This window comes from Methylobacterium sp. NMS14P (assembly GCF_028583545.1).
Taxonomy (GTDB): Bacteria; Pseudomonadota; Alphaproteobacteria; order Rhizobiales; family Beijerinckiaceae; genus Methylobacterium.
The window spans coordinates 5,338,950-5,352,705 of sequence record NZ_CP087106.1; the positions used below are offsets into that span (position 1 = coordinate 5,338,950).

Annotated in this window: 15 protein-coding genes; 6 read left to right on the forward strand and 9 right to left on the reverse strand. The window is 73.7% G+C overall.

What is annotated here, in order from left to right; translation table 11 throughout:
* Nucleotides 1-4 precede the first annotated feature (4 nt).
* Together LOK46_RS25365 and LOK46_RS25370 are read left to right on the forward strand one after the other, a co-directional pair.
* Nucleotides 5-1,420, forward strand: coding sequence for a lipopolysaccharide biosynthesis protein (locus LOK46_RS25365; RefSeq protein ID WP_273561117.1), 1,416 nt, complete (start codon nt 5-7; stop codon nt 1,418-1,420).
* A 10-nt stretch (nt 1,421-1,430) separates the two neighbouring features.
* Nucleotides 1,431-2,660 (forward strand): GNAT family N-acetyltransferase, encoded by a 1,230-nt coding sequence (locus LOK46_RS25370; RefSeq protein ID WP_273561118.1) that lies wholly within the window; start codon nt 1,431-1,433, stop codon nt 2,658-2,660.
* Here the strand turns inward: LOK46_RS25370 and LOK46_RS25375 are convergent.
* The 4 genes from LOK46_RS25375 to LOK46_RS25390 form a co-directional block, all read right to left on the reverse strand.
* Complete coding sequence (locus LOK46_RS25375) at nt 2,596-2,952, reverse strand: hypothetical protein (protein ID WP_273561119.1); 357 nt, start codon at nt 2,950-2,952, stop codon at nt 2,596-2,598. The two genes, LOK46_RS25370 and LOK46_RS25375, sit on opposite strands and share 65 nt — an antisense overlap.
* An 18-nt stretch (nt 2,953-2,970) precedes the next feature.
* Complete coding sequence (locus tag LOK46_RS25380; RefSeq protein ID WP_012321546.1) at nt 2,971-3,198, reverse strand: hypothetical protein; 228 nt, start codon at nt 3,196-3,198, stop codon at nt 2,971-2,973.
* A gap of 435 nt (nt 3,199-3,633) precedes the next feature.
* Entirely contained in the window at nt 3,634-5,061 is a 1,428-nt protein-coding gene (locus tag LOK46_RS25385; RefSeq protein WP_273561120.1) for a protein adenylyltransferase SelO, read from the reverse strand.
* Nucleotides 5,062-5,266: 205 nt separating this feature from the next.
* The gene (locus LOK46_RS25390) at nt 5,267-5,725 is read right to left on the reverse strand and encodes a tRNA (cytidine(34)-2'-O)-methyltransferase (protein ID WP_273561121.1); all 459 of its coding nucleotides are present in this window, start codon (nt 5,723-5,725) and stop codon (nt 5,267-5,269) included.
* A 180-nt stretch (nt 5,726-5,905) separates the two neighbouring features.
* Here LOK46_RS25390 and LOK46_RS25395 point away from each other — a divergent pair, with 180 nt between their 5' ends.
* Both LOK46_RS25395 and LOK46_RS25400 read left to right on the forward strand, forming a co-directional pair.
* The gene (locus LOK46_RS25395) at nt 5,906-6,409 is read left to right on the forward strand and encodes a PRC-barrel domain-containing protein (protein WP_273561122.1); all 504 of its coding nucleotides are present in this window, start codon (nt 5,906-5,908) and stop codon (nt 6,407-6,409) included.
* A gap of 105 nt (nt 6,410-6,514) precedes the next feature.
* On the forward strand, nt 6,515-7,096 hold the full coding sequence (locus tag LOK46_RS25400) for an SCO family protein (RefSeq protein WP_273561123.1): 582 nt from the start codon (nt 6,515-6,517) through the stop codon (nt 7,094-7,096).
* A 27-nt stretch (nt 7,097-7,123) separates the two neighbouring features.
* Here the strand turns inward: LOK46_RS25400 and LOK46_RS25405 are convergent, their stop codons facing one another.
* Nucleotides 7,124-7,765: a PilZ domain-containing protein gene (locus tag LOK46_RS25405; protein WP_273561124.1), complete on the reverse strand. Its 642-nt coding sequence runs from the start codon at nt 7,763-7,765 to the stop codon at nt 7,124-7,126.
* A 230-nt stretch (nt 7,766-7,995) separates the two neighbouring features.
* Nucleotides 7,996-8,595, reverse strand: coding sequence for a PAS domain-containing protein (locus tag LOK46_RS25410; protein WP_273561125.1), 600 nt, complete (start codon nt 8,593-8,595; stop codon nt 7,996-7,998).
* A 347-nt stretch (nt 8,596-8,942) separates the two neighbouring features.
* Between LOK46_RS25410 and LOK46_RS25415 the strand changes: the two genes are divergently transcribed.
* Nucleotides 8,943-9,764 (forward strand): rhomboid family intramembrane serine protease, encoded by an 822-nt coding sequence (locus tag LOK46_RS25415; RefSeq protein WP_273561126.1) that lies wholly within the window; start codon nt 8,943-8,945, stop codon nt 9,762-9,764.
* Nucleotides 9,765-9,914: 150 nt separating this feature from the next.
* The gene (locus LOK46_RS25420) at nt 9,915-10,346 is read left to right on the forward strand and encodes a CBS domain-containing protein (protein ID WP_273561127.1); all 432 of its coding nucleotides are present in this window, start codon (nt 9,915-9,917) and stop codon (nt 10,344-10,346) included.
* A 344-nt stretch (nt 10,347-10,690) separates the two neighbouring features.
* On the opposite strand, the gene LOK46_RS25425 is transcribed toward LOK46_RS25420, so the two are convergent.
* From LOK46_RS25425 to hisI, 3 genes are all read right to left on the reverse strand, one after another.
* A complete protein-coding gene (locus LOK46_RS25425; RefSeq protein ID WP_273561128.1) occupies nt 10,691-12,262 on the reverse strand; it encodes an alkaline phosphatase D family protein in 1,572 nt (523 codons plus the stop codon).
* Nucleotides 12,263-12,350: 88 nt separating this feature from the next.
* Nucleotides 12,351-13,337: a patatin-like phospholipase family protein gene (locus LOK46_RS25430; protein ID WP_091675757.1), complete on the reverse strand. Its 987-nt coding sequence runs from the start codon at nt 13,335-13,337 to the stop codon at nt 12,351-12,353.
* On the reverse strand, nt 13,334-13,756 hold the full coding sequence (gene hisI / locus LOK46_RS25435; RefSeq protein ID WP_273561129.1) for a phosphoribosyl-AMP cyclohydrolase: 423 nt from the start codon (nt 13,754-13,756) through the stop codon (nt 13,334-13,336). Before hisI ends, LOK46_RS25430 begins: the two co-directional genes overlap by 4 nt.

Consider the following 13,756-nt stretch of genomic DNA (forward strand, 5'->3'; position numbering starts at 1 on the left):
GGACATGATCGCCCGGCACAGCCTGATCTACGTCGGCTCGCGGGGCTTCGCGGCCGCCCTGAACATGGCCTCCGTGGCGGTGTTCACGCGGCTCGCGCCGGTGGAGAGCTACGGCACCTACCTGTACGTCCTGTCGTGGGCGCTGGTGCTCTACGGGGCGACCTGCCAGTGGCCGAAATTCGCGTTCTTCGCCCTCTACGACGAGGCGCGCGAGCCCGCGCAGGTCGGCACCGTGGTGCGGATCCTGGGCGGCACGCTGCTCCTCGCCGGGCTCGGCAGCGCGCTCGCGGCCGCCCTCGGGCTGATGCCGGCGCGGATGGCGGCCGCGATCCTGGCCCTCGCCTTCGGGACCACCCTGTTCGAGGGATCCACCGAGATCGCCCGGACCCGCCTGCGGGCCGGGGCGGTGGCGGCCTCGGTGATGAGCCGCGCCGTCCTGATCCTGGCCCTCGGAAGCCTGGCGCTGCACCTCTCGCAGGATCCCCTGCACCTCGCCTTCGCGGTGGCGGCCGCGAACGCCCTGGCGTCGCTCCCGGCCGCGGCCACGATCGCCCCGATGATGCCCGGCCGCGGCAGCCGGGCGGAGGCCCTGCGGCTGTTCGCCTACGGCTGGCCGCTGGTGCTCTCCTTCGGAACGGCGGCGCTCGCCCAGAGCCTCGACCGGCTGATCATCGCCAAGACGGTGGGACCGGCCGGGCTCGGCGCCTACGGGGCCCTGGCCGACTTCCTGAAGCAGAGCTTCATCGTGTTCGGCGAGGCGATCGCCCTGTCGCTGATCTCGATCGCCAAGCGCGAGGCGCGGGTGGGCGGGATGGCGGCGGCCTCCGGGGTGCTGCGCGACGCCGCCCGGGCCATGACGCTGATCGCGGCCTTCGGGGCGGTGTTCTTCCTGTGCTTCGACGACCTGGTCGTCGCGGTGCTGCTCGGGCCCGACTACCGGGCCGAGGCGCGCGAGCTCGCCCCGGTGCTGATCCTGGCGAGCATCCTGATGATGTTCCGCGCCTACTATTTCGGGCAGGTGATCTACTTCGCCCGCTCCAGCGGCCTCGAGGCGGCCGCGGCCTTCGCGACCCTCGCCGCCGTCGCCGCGCTGTCGCTCCTGCTGATCCCGCGCTTCGGCGCCGCCGGGGCGGCCCTCGCCTTCGCGGGCGGCCAGAGCGCGGCCTGCCTCGTGCTGGTGCTCGGCGCCCGCCGGACCGGCACGACGATGCCGACGCCGCTCGCCGACATGGCCGGCATCGCCGGGATCGCGCTGGCCTGCGGCGCGGTGAATGCCGGCATCGCCCTGGTCCCCGGCGGGCTGATGCCGCCGGGGCAGGCCCTGCGCCTCGTCCTGCTCGTCGCCGCGGCCGGGGTGACGGCGTGGCGCTACGACGTGCTCGGCTTCGCCGGCGCGATCCGTCACCGCCTCGCTGCCTGACGGTCCGGCGATGGCTGGCACCGCGGCAGACACGGCCCCAGACACCGCCGCGCTACCTGGGGGCCTCGTGGCGGCGGTCCGGCCCCTCGACGGCGCGGCGGCCTGGATCTCGGCCTGGCGGGCCCTGGGCCCGGCGTCCCTGATCCGGAACCCGTTCTACGAGGCGGGCTACGCCCTCGCCGCCCGGGAGGCCTTCGGGGCCGGCGTCCGGCTCCTCCTCGTCGCCGACCGGCCCCCCGAGGCACCGGGGGCCCGGCTCGTCGCCGCCTGGCCGTTCCGGCCGTCGCGCCGCCGCTGGGGCGTGCCGCTGCCGGTGCTCATGGGCTGGACCCACGGCTACGCGCCGTTCGGGGCGCCGCTCCTCGACGGCGCCGCGCCGGAGGCCGCCCTGGCGGGGCTGCTCGCCGCGCCGGGCGCCCTCGGCCTGCCGCCGCGCCTCCTCCTGCCGAACGCCCCCGCGGACGGCCCCCTGCCGGAGCTCCTGACGGCGCGGGGCGGGCGCAGCGCCGCCTACTGGCCGCACGACCGCGGCCTGCTCGACCTCACCGGGCTCGGGCCGCCGGCGCGGGCCTCCTATCTCGGGCACCTCTCCGGGCAGCGCCGCCGCAAGCTCCGCCGCGCCCGCGCGCGCCTGGAGGCGGCGGGGCCCGTGACCTTCGAGATCCTCGCCGCGCCCGAATCCCTCGGCCCGGCCTTCGACGCGCACGTCGCCCTGGAAACCGCCGGCTGGAAGGGGCAGGCCGGCACGAGCCTCGCGCAGCGGCCGGCGGAGATCGCGTTCCTGCGCGCCGCCCTGGCCGGTCTCGGCGCCGATCGCGGGGCCGCGGACGGCGTGCGGATCGCGCGCCTGCACCGGGGAGACCAACTCCTGGCCTCCCTGATCCTGCCGGTCACTGGCCGGGAGGCCTGGGTCCTGAAGATCGCCAACGACGAGACGAGGCCGGAGACCGCGCCGGGCGTCCAGCTCGTCCACCGGCTGACCGAGGCGGTGGCCGCGGGCGACTGGCCGATCGACCGGATCGATTCCTGCGCGCCGCCGGGCTTCGCCCTCGGCACCACCTTCTGGACCGAGCGCCGGCCGATCGCCCATCTGCTGGTGGAGGCGGGCCGCGATCCGCTGTTCCCGGTGGCCCGGACCCTGGAGCGGGCCCGGGAGGGCGTCGCCCGGGCGCGTGTCACCATCCGAAGCGGGCGATCTGCTCCAGCCGCGCCCGCGTCGCCGCCGCGTCGCGGCCCATGACGGCGATCCGTCCGGACAGGTCGTAGCAGGTCGCGCAGAACGGCAGCTGCAGCAGCGCGTACCCGTCGTCGCGCGCCCGGGCGACGGAGGCGACGAGGCACGGCAGGACCGGCCCGTCGGGCGGCCCGGCGAGGCAGTCGGCCCTTGGGCTGCCGAAGGCCGGGCGGTTCGGCCAGGTCAGCAGGAGGGTGGTGCCGCCCCGGCGGTCCGGGGCCGGCGGCAGGGTGTAGCTGCGCAGGAACAGCGCGCAGGCCGCGAGGAGGAGGACCGGCAGGATCAGGGCTGTGCGCATCGGCGGCCTCCGGACGCCTCAATCCCCCACGTCGAAGCGCGTCCGATAGAACACCTCGCGGCCGGCGCCGTCGATCACCCGGACGGCCTCGGCCGGCTCGCCCGAGCGCTGCGGCACCCGGGCGCGGGCGAACAGCCGCAGGGCCCGCTCCTGCGCGCTCTCCAGGCTGCCGACCCGCACGGAGATCCGCGTCTGGATCTCGTCCGGCTCCGGTCCGAGGACTTCGATGTGGAAGGTCTCGCGCACGGGTATCCGCCTGATCGAGGGGCTCTCAGCGCCGGATATCGTGATCCGGCCGGCGGCCGCCATAGCATGTTCCGGTTCGCTGTCGGGTTGGATCGCTCGGCTTCAATCCATCGCTCCCGCCGTCGCGGGCACGCTCCACAGCCCCGATCGCGGCACCGCCGCACGGCTTCGTCCGCGGGCCGTGACGGAACGCCCGCGGCCGGTCTCGGCACGAAGTCCAATTGCCCCGCGGCCCGCCTCGGCTCTAAGAGGTCCGCTTCGCCCGAGGAGACATCACCGGAGGAACCCCGTGGACCCGCTCAAGGCCGCCGCCGCGACGCTTCTCTGCCTCGCCCTGTTCTGGCTGGCCTTCCGGCTGACCCGGCGCCTGGTCGATCTCGCCATCGCGGGGGGCTACGCCGAGGAGCGCCGGCGGCTCGCTGAGGAGGAGGCCGCTCAGGCCGAGGCGGGCGCCGTCCCGCAGGCCTCGGCCATCCGGGCGACCCCCGCGAGCTTGGCTTCGAACAGGGACCAGTCATCCGCCGCGGCGATCGGCGCCCACAACGCCTCCACCTCGTCGATCAGGAGCGTGCAGGGCGCCTCCGCGAAGTAGGGGTGGTCGAGCCGCGCCCCCGGGGCGGGCGCGAGCGGCTCCAGCGCGGCCCGCACCGGCGCGAAGGCCTCGGACCGGTACTGCGCGGCGGCCGGCCCGTCCTCGGCCCGCCCGGCGCTGGCGAGCCCGCCGTACCAGTCGAAGAAGAACCGCTCGAAAGGCGCCCGCGTCTCGGCGAGGAACCGCCAGACCGCCGAGACCAGCCGGTCGGTCTCCGGCCGCGGCGCCGCGGCGAGGCCGAGGCGGCGGAACAGGGCCTCGGCGAACGCCTCCTGCAGGGCCGGGCCGAAGCCCGAGAGGGCGGATTCGAGGCGCGCCTGGGGCGCCAGCGCCAGCAGGCAGTCGGCCAGCCGGGCCAGGTTCCAGAACAGCGCCTCCGGCTGCCGGCCGAAACTGTAGAGCCCGGTCTCGTCGAAGTAGGCGGCGGTGAAGTCCGGGTCGAAATGCGGCAGGAAGCGCCACGGCCCGTAATCGAAGCTCTCGCCGGTGACGTTGATGTTGTCGCTGTTGAGCACCCCGTGGACGAAACCGGCGGCCGCCCATTGCGCCCCCGTCCGGGCGACCCGGGCGACCACGTCCTCGAGGAAGGCGACGGCGCGATCCTCCAGGCCGTCGCGCCAGAGTTCCGGCCGGTGGGTCGCGATCGTGTGGTCGAGCAGCCGGGCGATGTTGTCCGGCTCGCCGAGCGCCAGGAAGCGCTGGAAGGTCCCGATGCGGATGTGTCCGTGGGACAGGCGCACCAGCACCGAGGAGCGCGCCGGCGAGGGCTCGTCGCCGCGCACGAGATCCTCGCCGGTCTCGATCAGGCTGAAGCTCTTCGAGGTGTAGACGCCCTGCGCCTCCAGGAGGGCGGTGGCCAGCACCTCGCGCACCCCGCCCTTGAGGGTGAGCCGCCCGTCGGCGCCGCGCGACCAGGGCGTGGTGCCGCTGCCCTTGGTGCCGAGGTCGAGGAGGCGCCCGTCCAGGCGGTCGTGCAGCTGTGCGAACAGGAAGCCGCGCCCGTCGCCGAGCTCCGGATTGTAGGAGCGGAACTGATGGCCGTGGTAGCGCAGGGCCAGCGGCGTCTCGAAGCTGCCCGGCAGGGGCTCGAACCGGCCGAAATGGGCGATCCACGCCGCCTCGGACAGCCCGCCCAGGCCGACCCGCTCCGCCCAGGCCCGGTTGCGGTAGCGCAGGATCGTCCGCGGGAACCGGGCCGGCGTCACGGGATCGAAGAAGGCGGGCCCGAGATCGGCGTGGCGGCGGGAGGGCGTGAAGGCGGTGTCGTCCATGCGGCGGCGCGTCTCTCCGGTCGGGGATGAGTCCCGTCGTACCAAGCGAGCGGGACGCGATCCGTTGCCGATCCCGTCGTCGCGAGCGGAGCGAAGCAACCCCATGCAGCGGGGCATCGGTCGCGCGCGGCCCCGCCTGGATCGCTTCGCTCCGCTCGCGAAGACGGCGGCCGACCCGGGAGGCGTCACGATCCTAGAGATCTGGTCATGCCGTCCCGGACACCTGCCGCAGGGCCTCGCCGGCGATCATCGCGGCCGCGACCGCGACGTTGAGCGAGCGCAGGCCCGGCCGGATCGGCACCACGATCCGCGCGTCGGCCGTTGCGTGCACCGCCTCCGGCACGCCGGCGGATTCGCGCCCGACCATCAGGCAATCGTCGGGGCCGAAGGCGAAGTCCGTGTAGGGCACGGCGCCCGCCGTGGTGGCGAGGACGAGCCGGATCCCGGCCTCGGCCCGCCACGCCGCGAAGGCCGCGAAGGAGCGGTGCCGGGTGATCGCCACGTGGTCGAGGTAGTCGAGGCCCGAGCGGCGCAGGTGGCGGTCCGAGACGTCGAAGCCCGCGGGCTCCACGATCTCCACCGCCAGCCCGAGGCAGGCGGCCATGCGCAGCATCGTGCCGGTGTTCTGAGGAATGTCGGGCTGGTAGAGGGCGAGGCGGAGCATGGCGCCGGCCTTGTGCGGGGCGGAAGGCCCCGCCGTCAAAGCCCGCCGGGGCAGACGCGCAGCTGGCAAACCGCCGTGCCGGCCCCGGCCCGCGCCGAGTCAGCGCGGAACTTAAGCCCCGCCAGAACCTTGAGGCGGCGCCACCCCCCTGTGCGGCCCCCGTCTGAAAGACCTGCTCCGATGCGCACCCCGCTCCTCGCCTCGGCCCTCCTGCTGGCCGGCCTCGCCACCGCCTCGGCGCAGACCGACGGCGCCAAGCCGGACGGCGGCGCCGCCGCGACCCCGGTCCCCGGCCAGCCCGCCACCATGGCCGACAGCCTGCGCCCGACCTTCGTGGCCCAGGCCCCCGACGACATGGTCGCCAGCAAGCTGATCGGCTCCAGCGTCGTCAACGGCGCCAACGAGACCATCGGGCAGATCGCCGACTTCGTCCTCGACCAGAAGGGTGCCGTGAAGGCCTGGATCATCGGGGTCGGCGGCTTCCTGGGGATCGGCTCGAAATACGTCGCGGTCGACCCGTCCGTGCTCAAGCTCGACCGCACCGACGGCAAGACCCTCCAGGCGCGGATCGACACGACCAAGGACCAGCTCCGGGCGGCGCCGGAATACGTCTATCTCGGCAAGGAGCCGCCGAAGGGCGCCGCGCCGGCGAGCCCCGCGGGGGAGCCGGCGTCGAAGCCGTAGCGGTCGCGCCGGCGCGGCGCCGGGCGGCCGGCGGCACCGCGCCGGCTTGCCTCCGCGCGCCGTTGTGTGCTGTGCCGGCCTCCCCCGGAGGTCGGAACCCGTCCCATGCGCCGCGCCCTCGTCCCGCTTCTCGCCTTCTGCCTCGGCCTCATCGGCCTCACCGGGGCGGCGGTGTTCGCGTTCCTGCCCGACAAGGCGCCGGTGGGCGTGCCGAGCGTCGGCGGCCCGTTCACGCTGGTGAACCAGGACGGGCGCACCGTCACCGAGCGCGACTTCGCCGGCGCGACCCACCTCGTGTTCTTCGGCTTCACCCACTGCCCGGACGTGTGCCCGACCACCCTGCAGCAGATCTCCGACGTGCTGGCGGCCCTGGGGCCGAAGGGCAAGTCCATGCGGGTCGCCTTCGTCACGGTGGATCCCGAGCGCGACGATCCGGCGAGCCTGAAGACCTACCTGTCGAGCTTCGACCCCCGCATCACCGGCCTCACAGGCACGCCCGAGCAGGTCACCGCCACCGAGAAGGCGTACCGGGCCTACGCCCGCAAGGTGCCGGCCAAGGACAACGACTACACGATGGAGCACACCGCGCTCGTCTACGTCATGGACGCGCAGAATCGCTTCGTCGGCGCCCTCGACCTGACCCGGCCGGCCGACGAGGTCGCCGCGCAGCTCGCCAAGAAGATCTGACCGGGGGCGTGCCCGGCCGGCCGCGCCTCAGAGCGTCATCCCGGCATGGAAGCGGTCGGGAGAGAGCGGCAGCAGGAACTGCACGCCGAATCCGCCCTCGAAGTAGCGGACCAGCCGGCCCGGCGTGCTGCCCACCGTGACGGCGGCGCCGAGGGGCAGCGGCACCGGGCAGGAGATCGCCACGCCCGACATCGAGATGTCGATGAGGCGCGCCCTGATCTCGCGGACCCCCTCGACGCGCAGGACCACCGCCGTGTTGGTCGGCACGAGGCGCTCGTGCGAGCGGCCCTCCGGCAGGCCCAGCATCTCCCGGTTCGCCAGCCAGGTGAGCTGGGAGGCGAGCTTGTCGCGCTTGCGCGCTGTGGCGTTGAGCTGGACCGCGAACCCGTCCGGGCAGGTGCGGGCGACGACGCCCTCGATGCGGCCGATATGCTCCAGGTAGAGCACCACGCGCTCGCCGACCGCGCCCTTGACCGCGCAGGTCAGCCGCACGCCGCCCGGCGACATGTCCACGGTCTGGCAGGGATATTCCCGGCGGTCGGCCAGCATGTAGCGGCCGAGCACGGCGACCGGCACGCGCTGGTGGCGGCGCTGGTCGGCGGCGCCGCGCGCCGGCTCGGCGGCGAGGCCGCGCAGATCAGTTCCGGCGGTGGCCTCGACCGCGATCATTCCGAGATTGGTCCTGCGCCGGGAGAATGGCCGGTGCAGACTAGGCTCGGACTGTTACGAAACCCTTTTTCCCTGCTTCGCGGTCTATCGGCCTTGTAGAAACATCCACTGTCGAGCGCGGCCGCGCCGTGCGCGATCGACTTGTACGCCGAAGATGTCCTCGGGCGCGCGCGCCGATTCGATCGAACTGGCCGGCGCGCTCCGGGCGTAACCTTGGACGAATACGGTTCTCAGGCGCGCCCGCCGGCGTGGACGAGGAGGTGGCCGTGGCGCACCGGACCGGGGTAGCCCGCGCTCGTGCGCACGGCGGTGCGGGCGGGCGGCACCGGCTCGGCCCGGCGACTGGGCAGGATGCGCAGGGAGGTGGTCTCGGCCTCCACCAGCGGGCGCAGGCCGAGCCAGTGCGGCGCGCCGTCGAGGCTGAGGGTGCCGAGGGCGCGGACCTGCGTCCGGCCGCGGTGGCGCAGGGGCAGGAGCAGGAGTTCGAGATCCGCCGCCTCGCCGGCCGCGTTGGTGCCGCGCAGGCCCGCCACGACGCCCAGCGTGTCGCTGGCCACGATCTCGACGATCCGCCAGGGATCCGTCGCCCGGGAGCCCCACAGCCGGGCGAAGGGCTCGCCCTTCAGCTCGCGGCCGTACAGGGCGCAGACCCGCGTCCCCGCGAGCCGGACGCTCGCGGAGCGGCTCGGCATGTCGAGTTCCAGGATCAGACTGTCGGCGAGAAGGTGCCGGATCTCGCCCGGCTCGATCTCGGCGCGTTCCGGCGCGGCCCGTTCTCCGCGCAGGCGCTCCCAGTAGGCATGGAGCATGCGGCTGGTGGGATGCTTCATCGGTGTCCCGATTCTCAACGCCTGTGGTTCATCCCCGGATCATTCTGGCACATCCGCGGGGGTGTGACCGGCCGATCCGGGCGTTCACCGCGTCCGGGCGCACGGGCCGTGCCGGCCCCGCACCCGCGCGTCGCCGGGCCACCGACGACGCACCGGGCGGGGGGTAGCGCGTCGGGGCCGGCGACACAATCGTAGCACCCTGCCGGGCGCGCCGCGGCGATCCGGGCGTAATCCGGCCTGCAGACGGGCCGGTGCACGGCGACGGACCGCGATCCGGACGGTCTTTGCGAGCTTCAATACGTCGCCGGGGCTTGCCCGATCGCGCCGCACGCCGACATGGTGCGGCGATGGATGCCTCCCCCGATTTCCCGCGGCAGAGCCGCGTGCCCGTGTTCAACATGCCGGGGGTGGTCACGCTCTCGATCGGGCTGCTCCTGGCGATCCAGGCGGTGCGCGAGTTCCTGCTGCCGGACACCTGGGACATCCGCCTCGTCCTCGACCTCGCGCTGGTGCCGGCGCGCTGGACCCTCTGGTTCGATCCCGGCCGGGCCGCCGAGGTGATCCGCGCCGCCGGCGATACGGGCGATCCCGGCCTGGAGGCGGCCCGCGAGGCCTTCGCCCGCTACATCGTGGGCGAGCACGCCCTCCAGCCCTGGACGCTCGTCACCTACGGGCTGCTGCACGGCTCGTGGATGCACGTGATCTTCAACAGCGTCTGGCTCGCGGCCTTCGGCGCCCCGGTGGCGCGCCGCTGCGGCGCCCTGCGCTGGTGCGTGCTCGCGCTGGCCGGCACGGCGGCCGGCGGACTTCTCCACATCCTGATCGACCCGCTGAGCGCGGGGCCGCTGGTCGGCGCCTCGGCGGGAATCTCGGCCCTGATGGCCGCCGCCGCCCGGTTCGTGTTCCAGCCGCCGGTCTCGGGCTACGGCGCGCCGGCGTGGCAGGTGCCGCCGCCCCGGCCCGCCGAGACGATCCCGGAGCTGCTGCGCAACCGCACCGCGGTGTCGTTCCTGGTGATCTGGCTGCTGACCAACCTGCTCTTCGGCCTCGTCAGCGTGCCGCTCGTCGGCGAGAACGCCGCCATCGCCTGGGACGCCCATCTCGGCGGCTTCATCGCGGGCTTCTTCCTGTTCCCCCTGGTGGATCCCCGGGAGCCGCGCCGGCACTGAGTCCCGCCCTCAGCGTCCGGCACCTTGCCATCCGGCCGGATCAGTCACACACTCGCCACAATGTGAACGAGCCGGGCCAACCCGGTCGAGAACGCCATCAGGGCGCCGCGGGCTGACGGCGCACCGGACGCGTCACATAGGGAGAGAGCCATGACCGTCGCACGCATCCTCGCCGAGAAGGGTAGCTCCGTCGTCACCGTGAGCCCCGACAAGACCCTCGATGAGGTGATCCAGATCCTCGCCGACAAGCGGATCGGCGCCCTCGTGGTCGCCCATGCCGACGGGACGGTGGCGGGCATTATCTCCGAGCGGGACATCATGCGGGCGCTCGCCCGTCACGGGGGCTCGGCCTTCGACGCGCCGGTCTCGGCGCACATGACCACCGCGGTCACGACCTGCGGCCGGACCACCACGATCGAGGAGGTCATGACCCTCATGACCGACGGGCGCTTCCGCCACGTGCCGGTCTGCGAGGACGGGCAGCTGATCGGCCTGGTCTCGATCGGCGACGTGGTGGCGCGCAAGATCGCCACTGTCGAGGCCGAGCACCAGGCTCTGCGCGACTACATCACCATGGCGTAGGGGCGCCGGAACCGCGCGTTTTCGTCCCTCGCTCCGGGCTGCTTGCCGATCCACACATCCGCCTTGGCAAGATGGTTTCAGGATCGGGCGCCGGTCCCCTCTCCCGTGCGGGAGAGGGACAGGGTGAGGGACGAGAACTTACAGAATGAGGCGCCCCCTGTTGGCGCATCGATCGCGTGCCCTATTCGGGGAGTTCTCGTCCCTCACCCCAACCCTCTCCCGCACGGGAGAGGGGGGCCGTCGCGCTCCTTCATCAGCGTCGGTCTCCACGGGAGATCTGTGAACATCATCGCCTCTTCAGGGTCGGGGGAGCCCGGATCCTGTCGTTCCTCTCTGCGCCCGCCTCACGCCTTCACGGGATCGAGCGTGACGTGCCAGAGGTCGGTGTCGGCCGCGTCCTTGAGCGTCACCGTCATCTGCTCGGTGGCGCCGTCCACCGCCACGTGGCCGAAGAACTGGTAGCCGGCGGCCGGCGACAGGTTCACCTGCCCCTTGTCGGGCGCCTTCACGTAGCGCAGCTGCGGCCCGAACGTGTTGTCCAGCGCGTTCGGCCCGAAGGTGCCGGCGTGCAGCGGCCCGGAGACGAACTCCCAGAACGGGTCGAAATCCTGGAACTGCGCCTTGTCGGGGTCGTAGTAGTGGGCGGCCGTATAGTGCACGTCGGCCGTGAGCCAGACCGTGTTGCGGATCCCCGCGCTCTTGATGAAGCGCAGGAGGTCGGCGATCTCCAGCTCGCGCCCGAGCGGCGGCCCGTCGCCCTGCGCTACCGCCTCCGAGCCGAAATTGCGGTCGGTGTCGTAGGTCACCACGAGGCCGAGTGGCATGTCGGCGGCGATCACCTTCCAGGTCGCGCGGGACTCGAGCAGCGCCCGCTTCAGCCACGCGATCTGCTGCGGCCCGAGGAAGTAGGACTCGGGCCCGTATTCCGTCTGCCGGTTCTCGCCGTTCGGGCCCCGGTAGGAGCGCATGTCGAGCATGAACACGTCGACCAGCGGGCCGTAGCCGATCTTGCGGTAGACCCGGCCGGGCTCCGACGGCTCGAAGCGCATCGGCATGTACTCGTGGAAGGCCTTCGCCGCGCGCAGCTGCAGGGCCAGCACGTTCGGGTCGGCGTACTTCTTCTTCAGGTGCTCGGCCCGGGTCAGCGGCTCCCCCGGCCACCAGTTGTTGGTGACCTCGTGGTCGTCCCACTGGGCCAGGATCGGCACGGCGGCGTTCATCGCCAGCACGTTCCGGTCGGTGAGGTTGTACTTGTGCCGGCCCCGGAACTCCGCGAGCGTCTCGGCCGGCTTGGCGACCTCCTCGGTCACCCGGTTGCGCCACAGGCTGCCGTCGGGGAGCTTCACCTCGGACTGGATCGGCCCGTCGGCGTAGATCGTGTCGCCGGAATGGATGAAGAAGTCCGGCCGGTTCTTCAGGATGGCGGAGTAGATCGTCATGCCGCCGCGGGCGTCGTCGATGCCCCAGCCCTGGCCCGCCGTGTCGCCCGACCAGCAGAACGAGACCGAGCGCCGGTCCGCCGGCGCGGTCCGGAACCGCCCGACCTGGGCCGGCCCGACGATGGTCGGCGCGGCGACGTCCTCCAGGCGGACCCGGTAGAACACGTCCTGGCCGGCCGGCAGCCCGGTCAGCGCCACCTTCACGGTGCCGTCGGTCTCCGGCAGGGCGTCGGCGAAGACACCGCCGCGGATGTCGGCGAAGCTCTCGGTGGTCGCCCACTCGACGATCGCCCGGGCCGGCCGGTCGGACCGGGCCCAGACCACCGCCGAGTCGGTGCCGACGTCGCCCGACTGGAGGCCGTGGGTCAGGAGCGGCCGGTCGGCGGCGCGGCTCAGGCCGGGCCGCCCGAGGCCCGAGGCCAGCCCGACGAGGCCGGCGCCTCCGGACAGCAGGATCTGACGGCGACTCGTATACATTGGAGGTCCTCCAGCATGCACGGCGCCCATCGCAGGCGGCCGCGACAGCCGGATGACGGCCTCCTCCGGACGGAGCGCGGCCGAACCCTCAGGCCCGCGCGGCCGCACCCTCCAGCACGGCCCGGATCCGGGGCAGGGCGGCGCGGGCGGCGCGGTGACCGAGAGCGATGCCCTCCGCGGCCCGGTGGAAGTCGAACAGCCCGAAGGCGGCGAGATCCGGGCCGATGGCCACGTCCGGCGGGTCGCGCTCCAGCCGCGCCCGCGAGATCCGGTCCTGCGTGGTGTTGAACGCGTCGAGCACCACCCGGGCGATGCCCGGCACGGCGATCTCGGGCTCGGGCCGGTCGAAGCCCGGCAGGCGCCCGCGCACGACCTGCAGGAAGCCCCGGCGCGGCGGGGCCGGGTGCGGCGCCTCGCGCACCACCGGTCCGCCGGTGTCGCCGTTGAGGTTCACGCAGATGACGAGGTCGGCCCCGAGCGCGCGGGCGAGCGCCACCGGCACCGGGTTGACCAGGGTCCCGTCCATCAGCACCCGGCCGTCATGGGCCACCGGCGGGAACAGGCCGGGGATCGCGTAGGAGGCGCGCACGGCGTCCACCGCCGGGCCCTCGGTGAGGCTGACCTCGTGGCCGGTCCCGTACTCGGTGGCGACGCAGCCGAAGCGGATCGGCAGCGTCTCGATGCGGCGCTCGCCGAGATCCGCGGCGAGGCGCTGGCGCAGGCGGTTGCCGGCGATCAGGCCGGAGCCCGGCAGGCGGGGGTCGATGAGCCCCACGACCCGGCGCCGGGTCAGCGCCCGGGCGAAGGCCTCGAGCCGGTCGAGGCGCCCGGCCGCGTAGCAGGCGCCGACCACGGCGCCGATGGAGCAGCCGGCCACCACGGTCGGCGTGATGCCGCCTTCCTCCAGGGCGCGGATCACCCCGATATGCGCCCAGCCCCGGGCCGAGCCGCCCCCGAGGGCGAGTCCGACCTGCGGGCCAGGGCTCGGCGGCGGGCGGACCGGCTCGACGGTTCCGGGCGGGAAATGCGGGTCGGCAGACTCGTCTTGCCACCGCGTGGCAAGAGGGCGGTTCATCGCCCGGCGGCTTTCAGGACGACCCGGCCGTCCGCCTCCCGGACGACGCTGCGGTAGAAGCAGTCGCGCCGGCCGGTGTGGCAGCAGCCGCCGTCGCCGCCGACCTCGACGCGGATCAGCAGGGCGTCCTGGTCGCAGTCCACCCGCATCTCGACGACGCGCTGGATCTGGCCGCTGGTCGCGCCCTTGTGCCAGAGCTCCCGGCGCGAGCGCGACCAGTACCACGCCTCGCCGGTCTCGAGGGTGCGCGCCAGCGACTCGGCATTCATGTGGGCGAGCATCAGCACCTGCCCGTCCCGCGCGTCGACCGCGATGCAGGCGACGAGGCCGTCGCGGTCGAACCGGGGCGTGAGGGCCGCACCCTCTTCGATCTCGGCGCGGGTGCCGGGGGGAGCGAAGGCGATGTCGCGCGCGGTCAT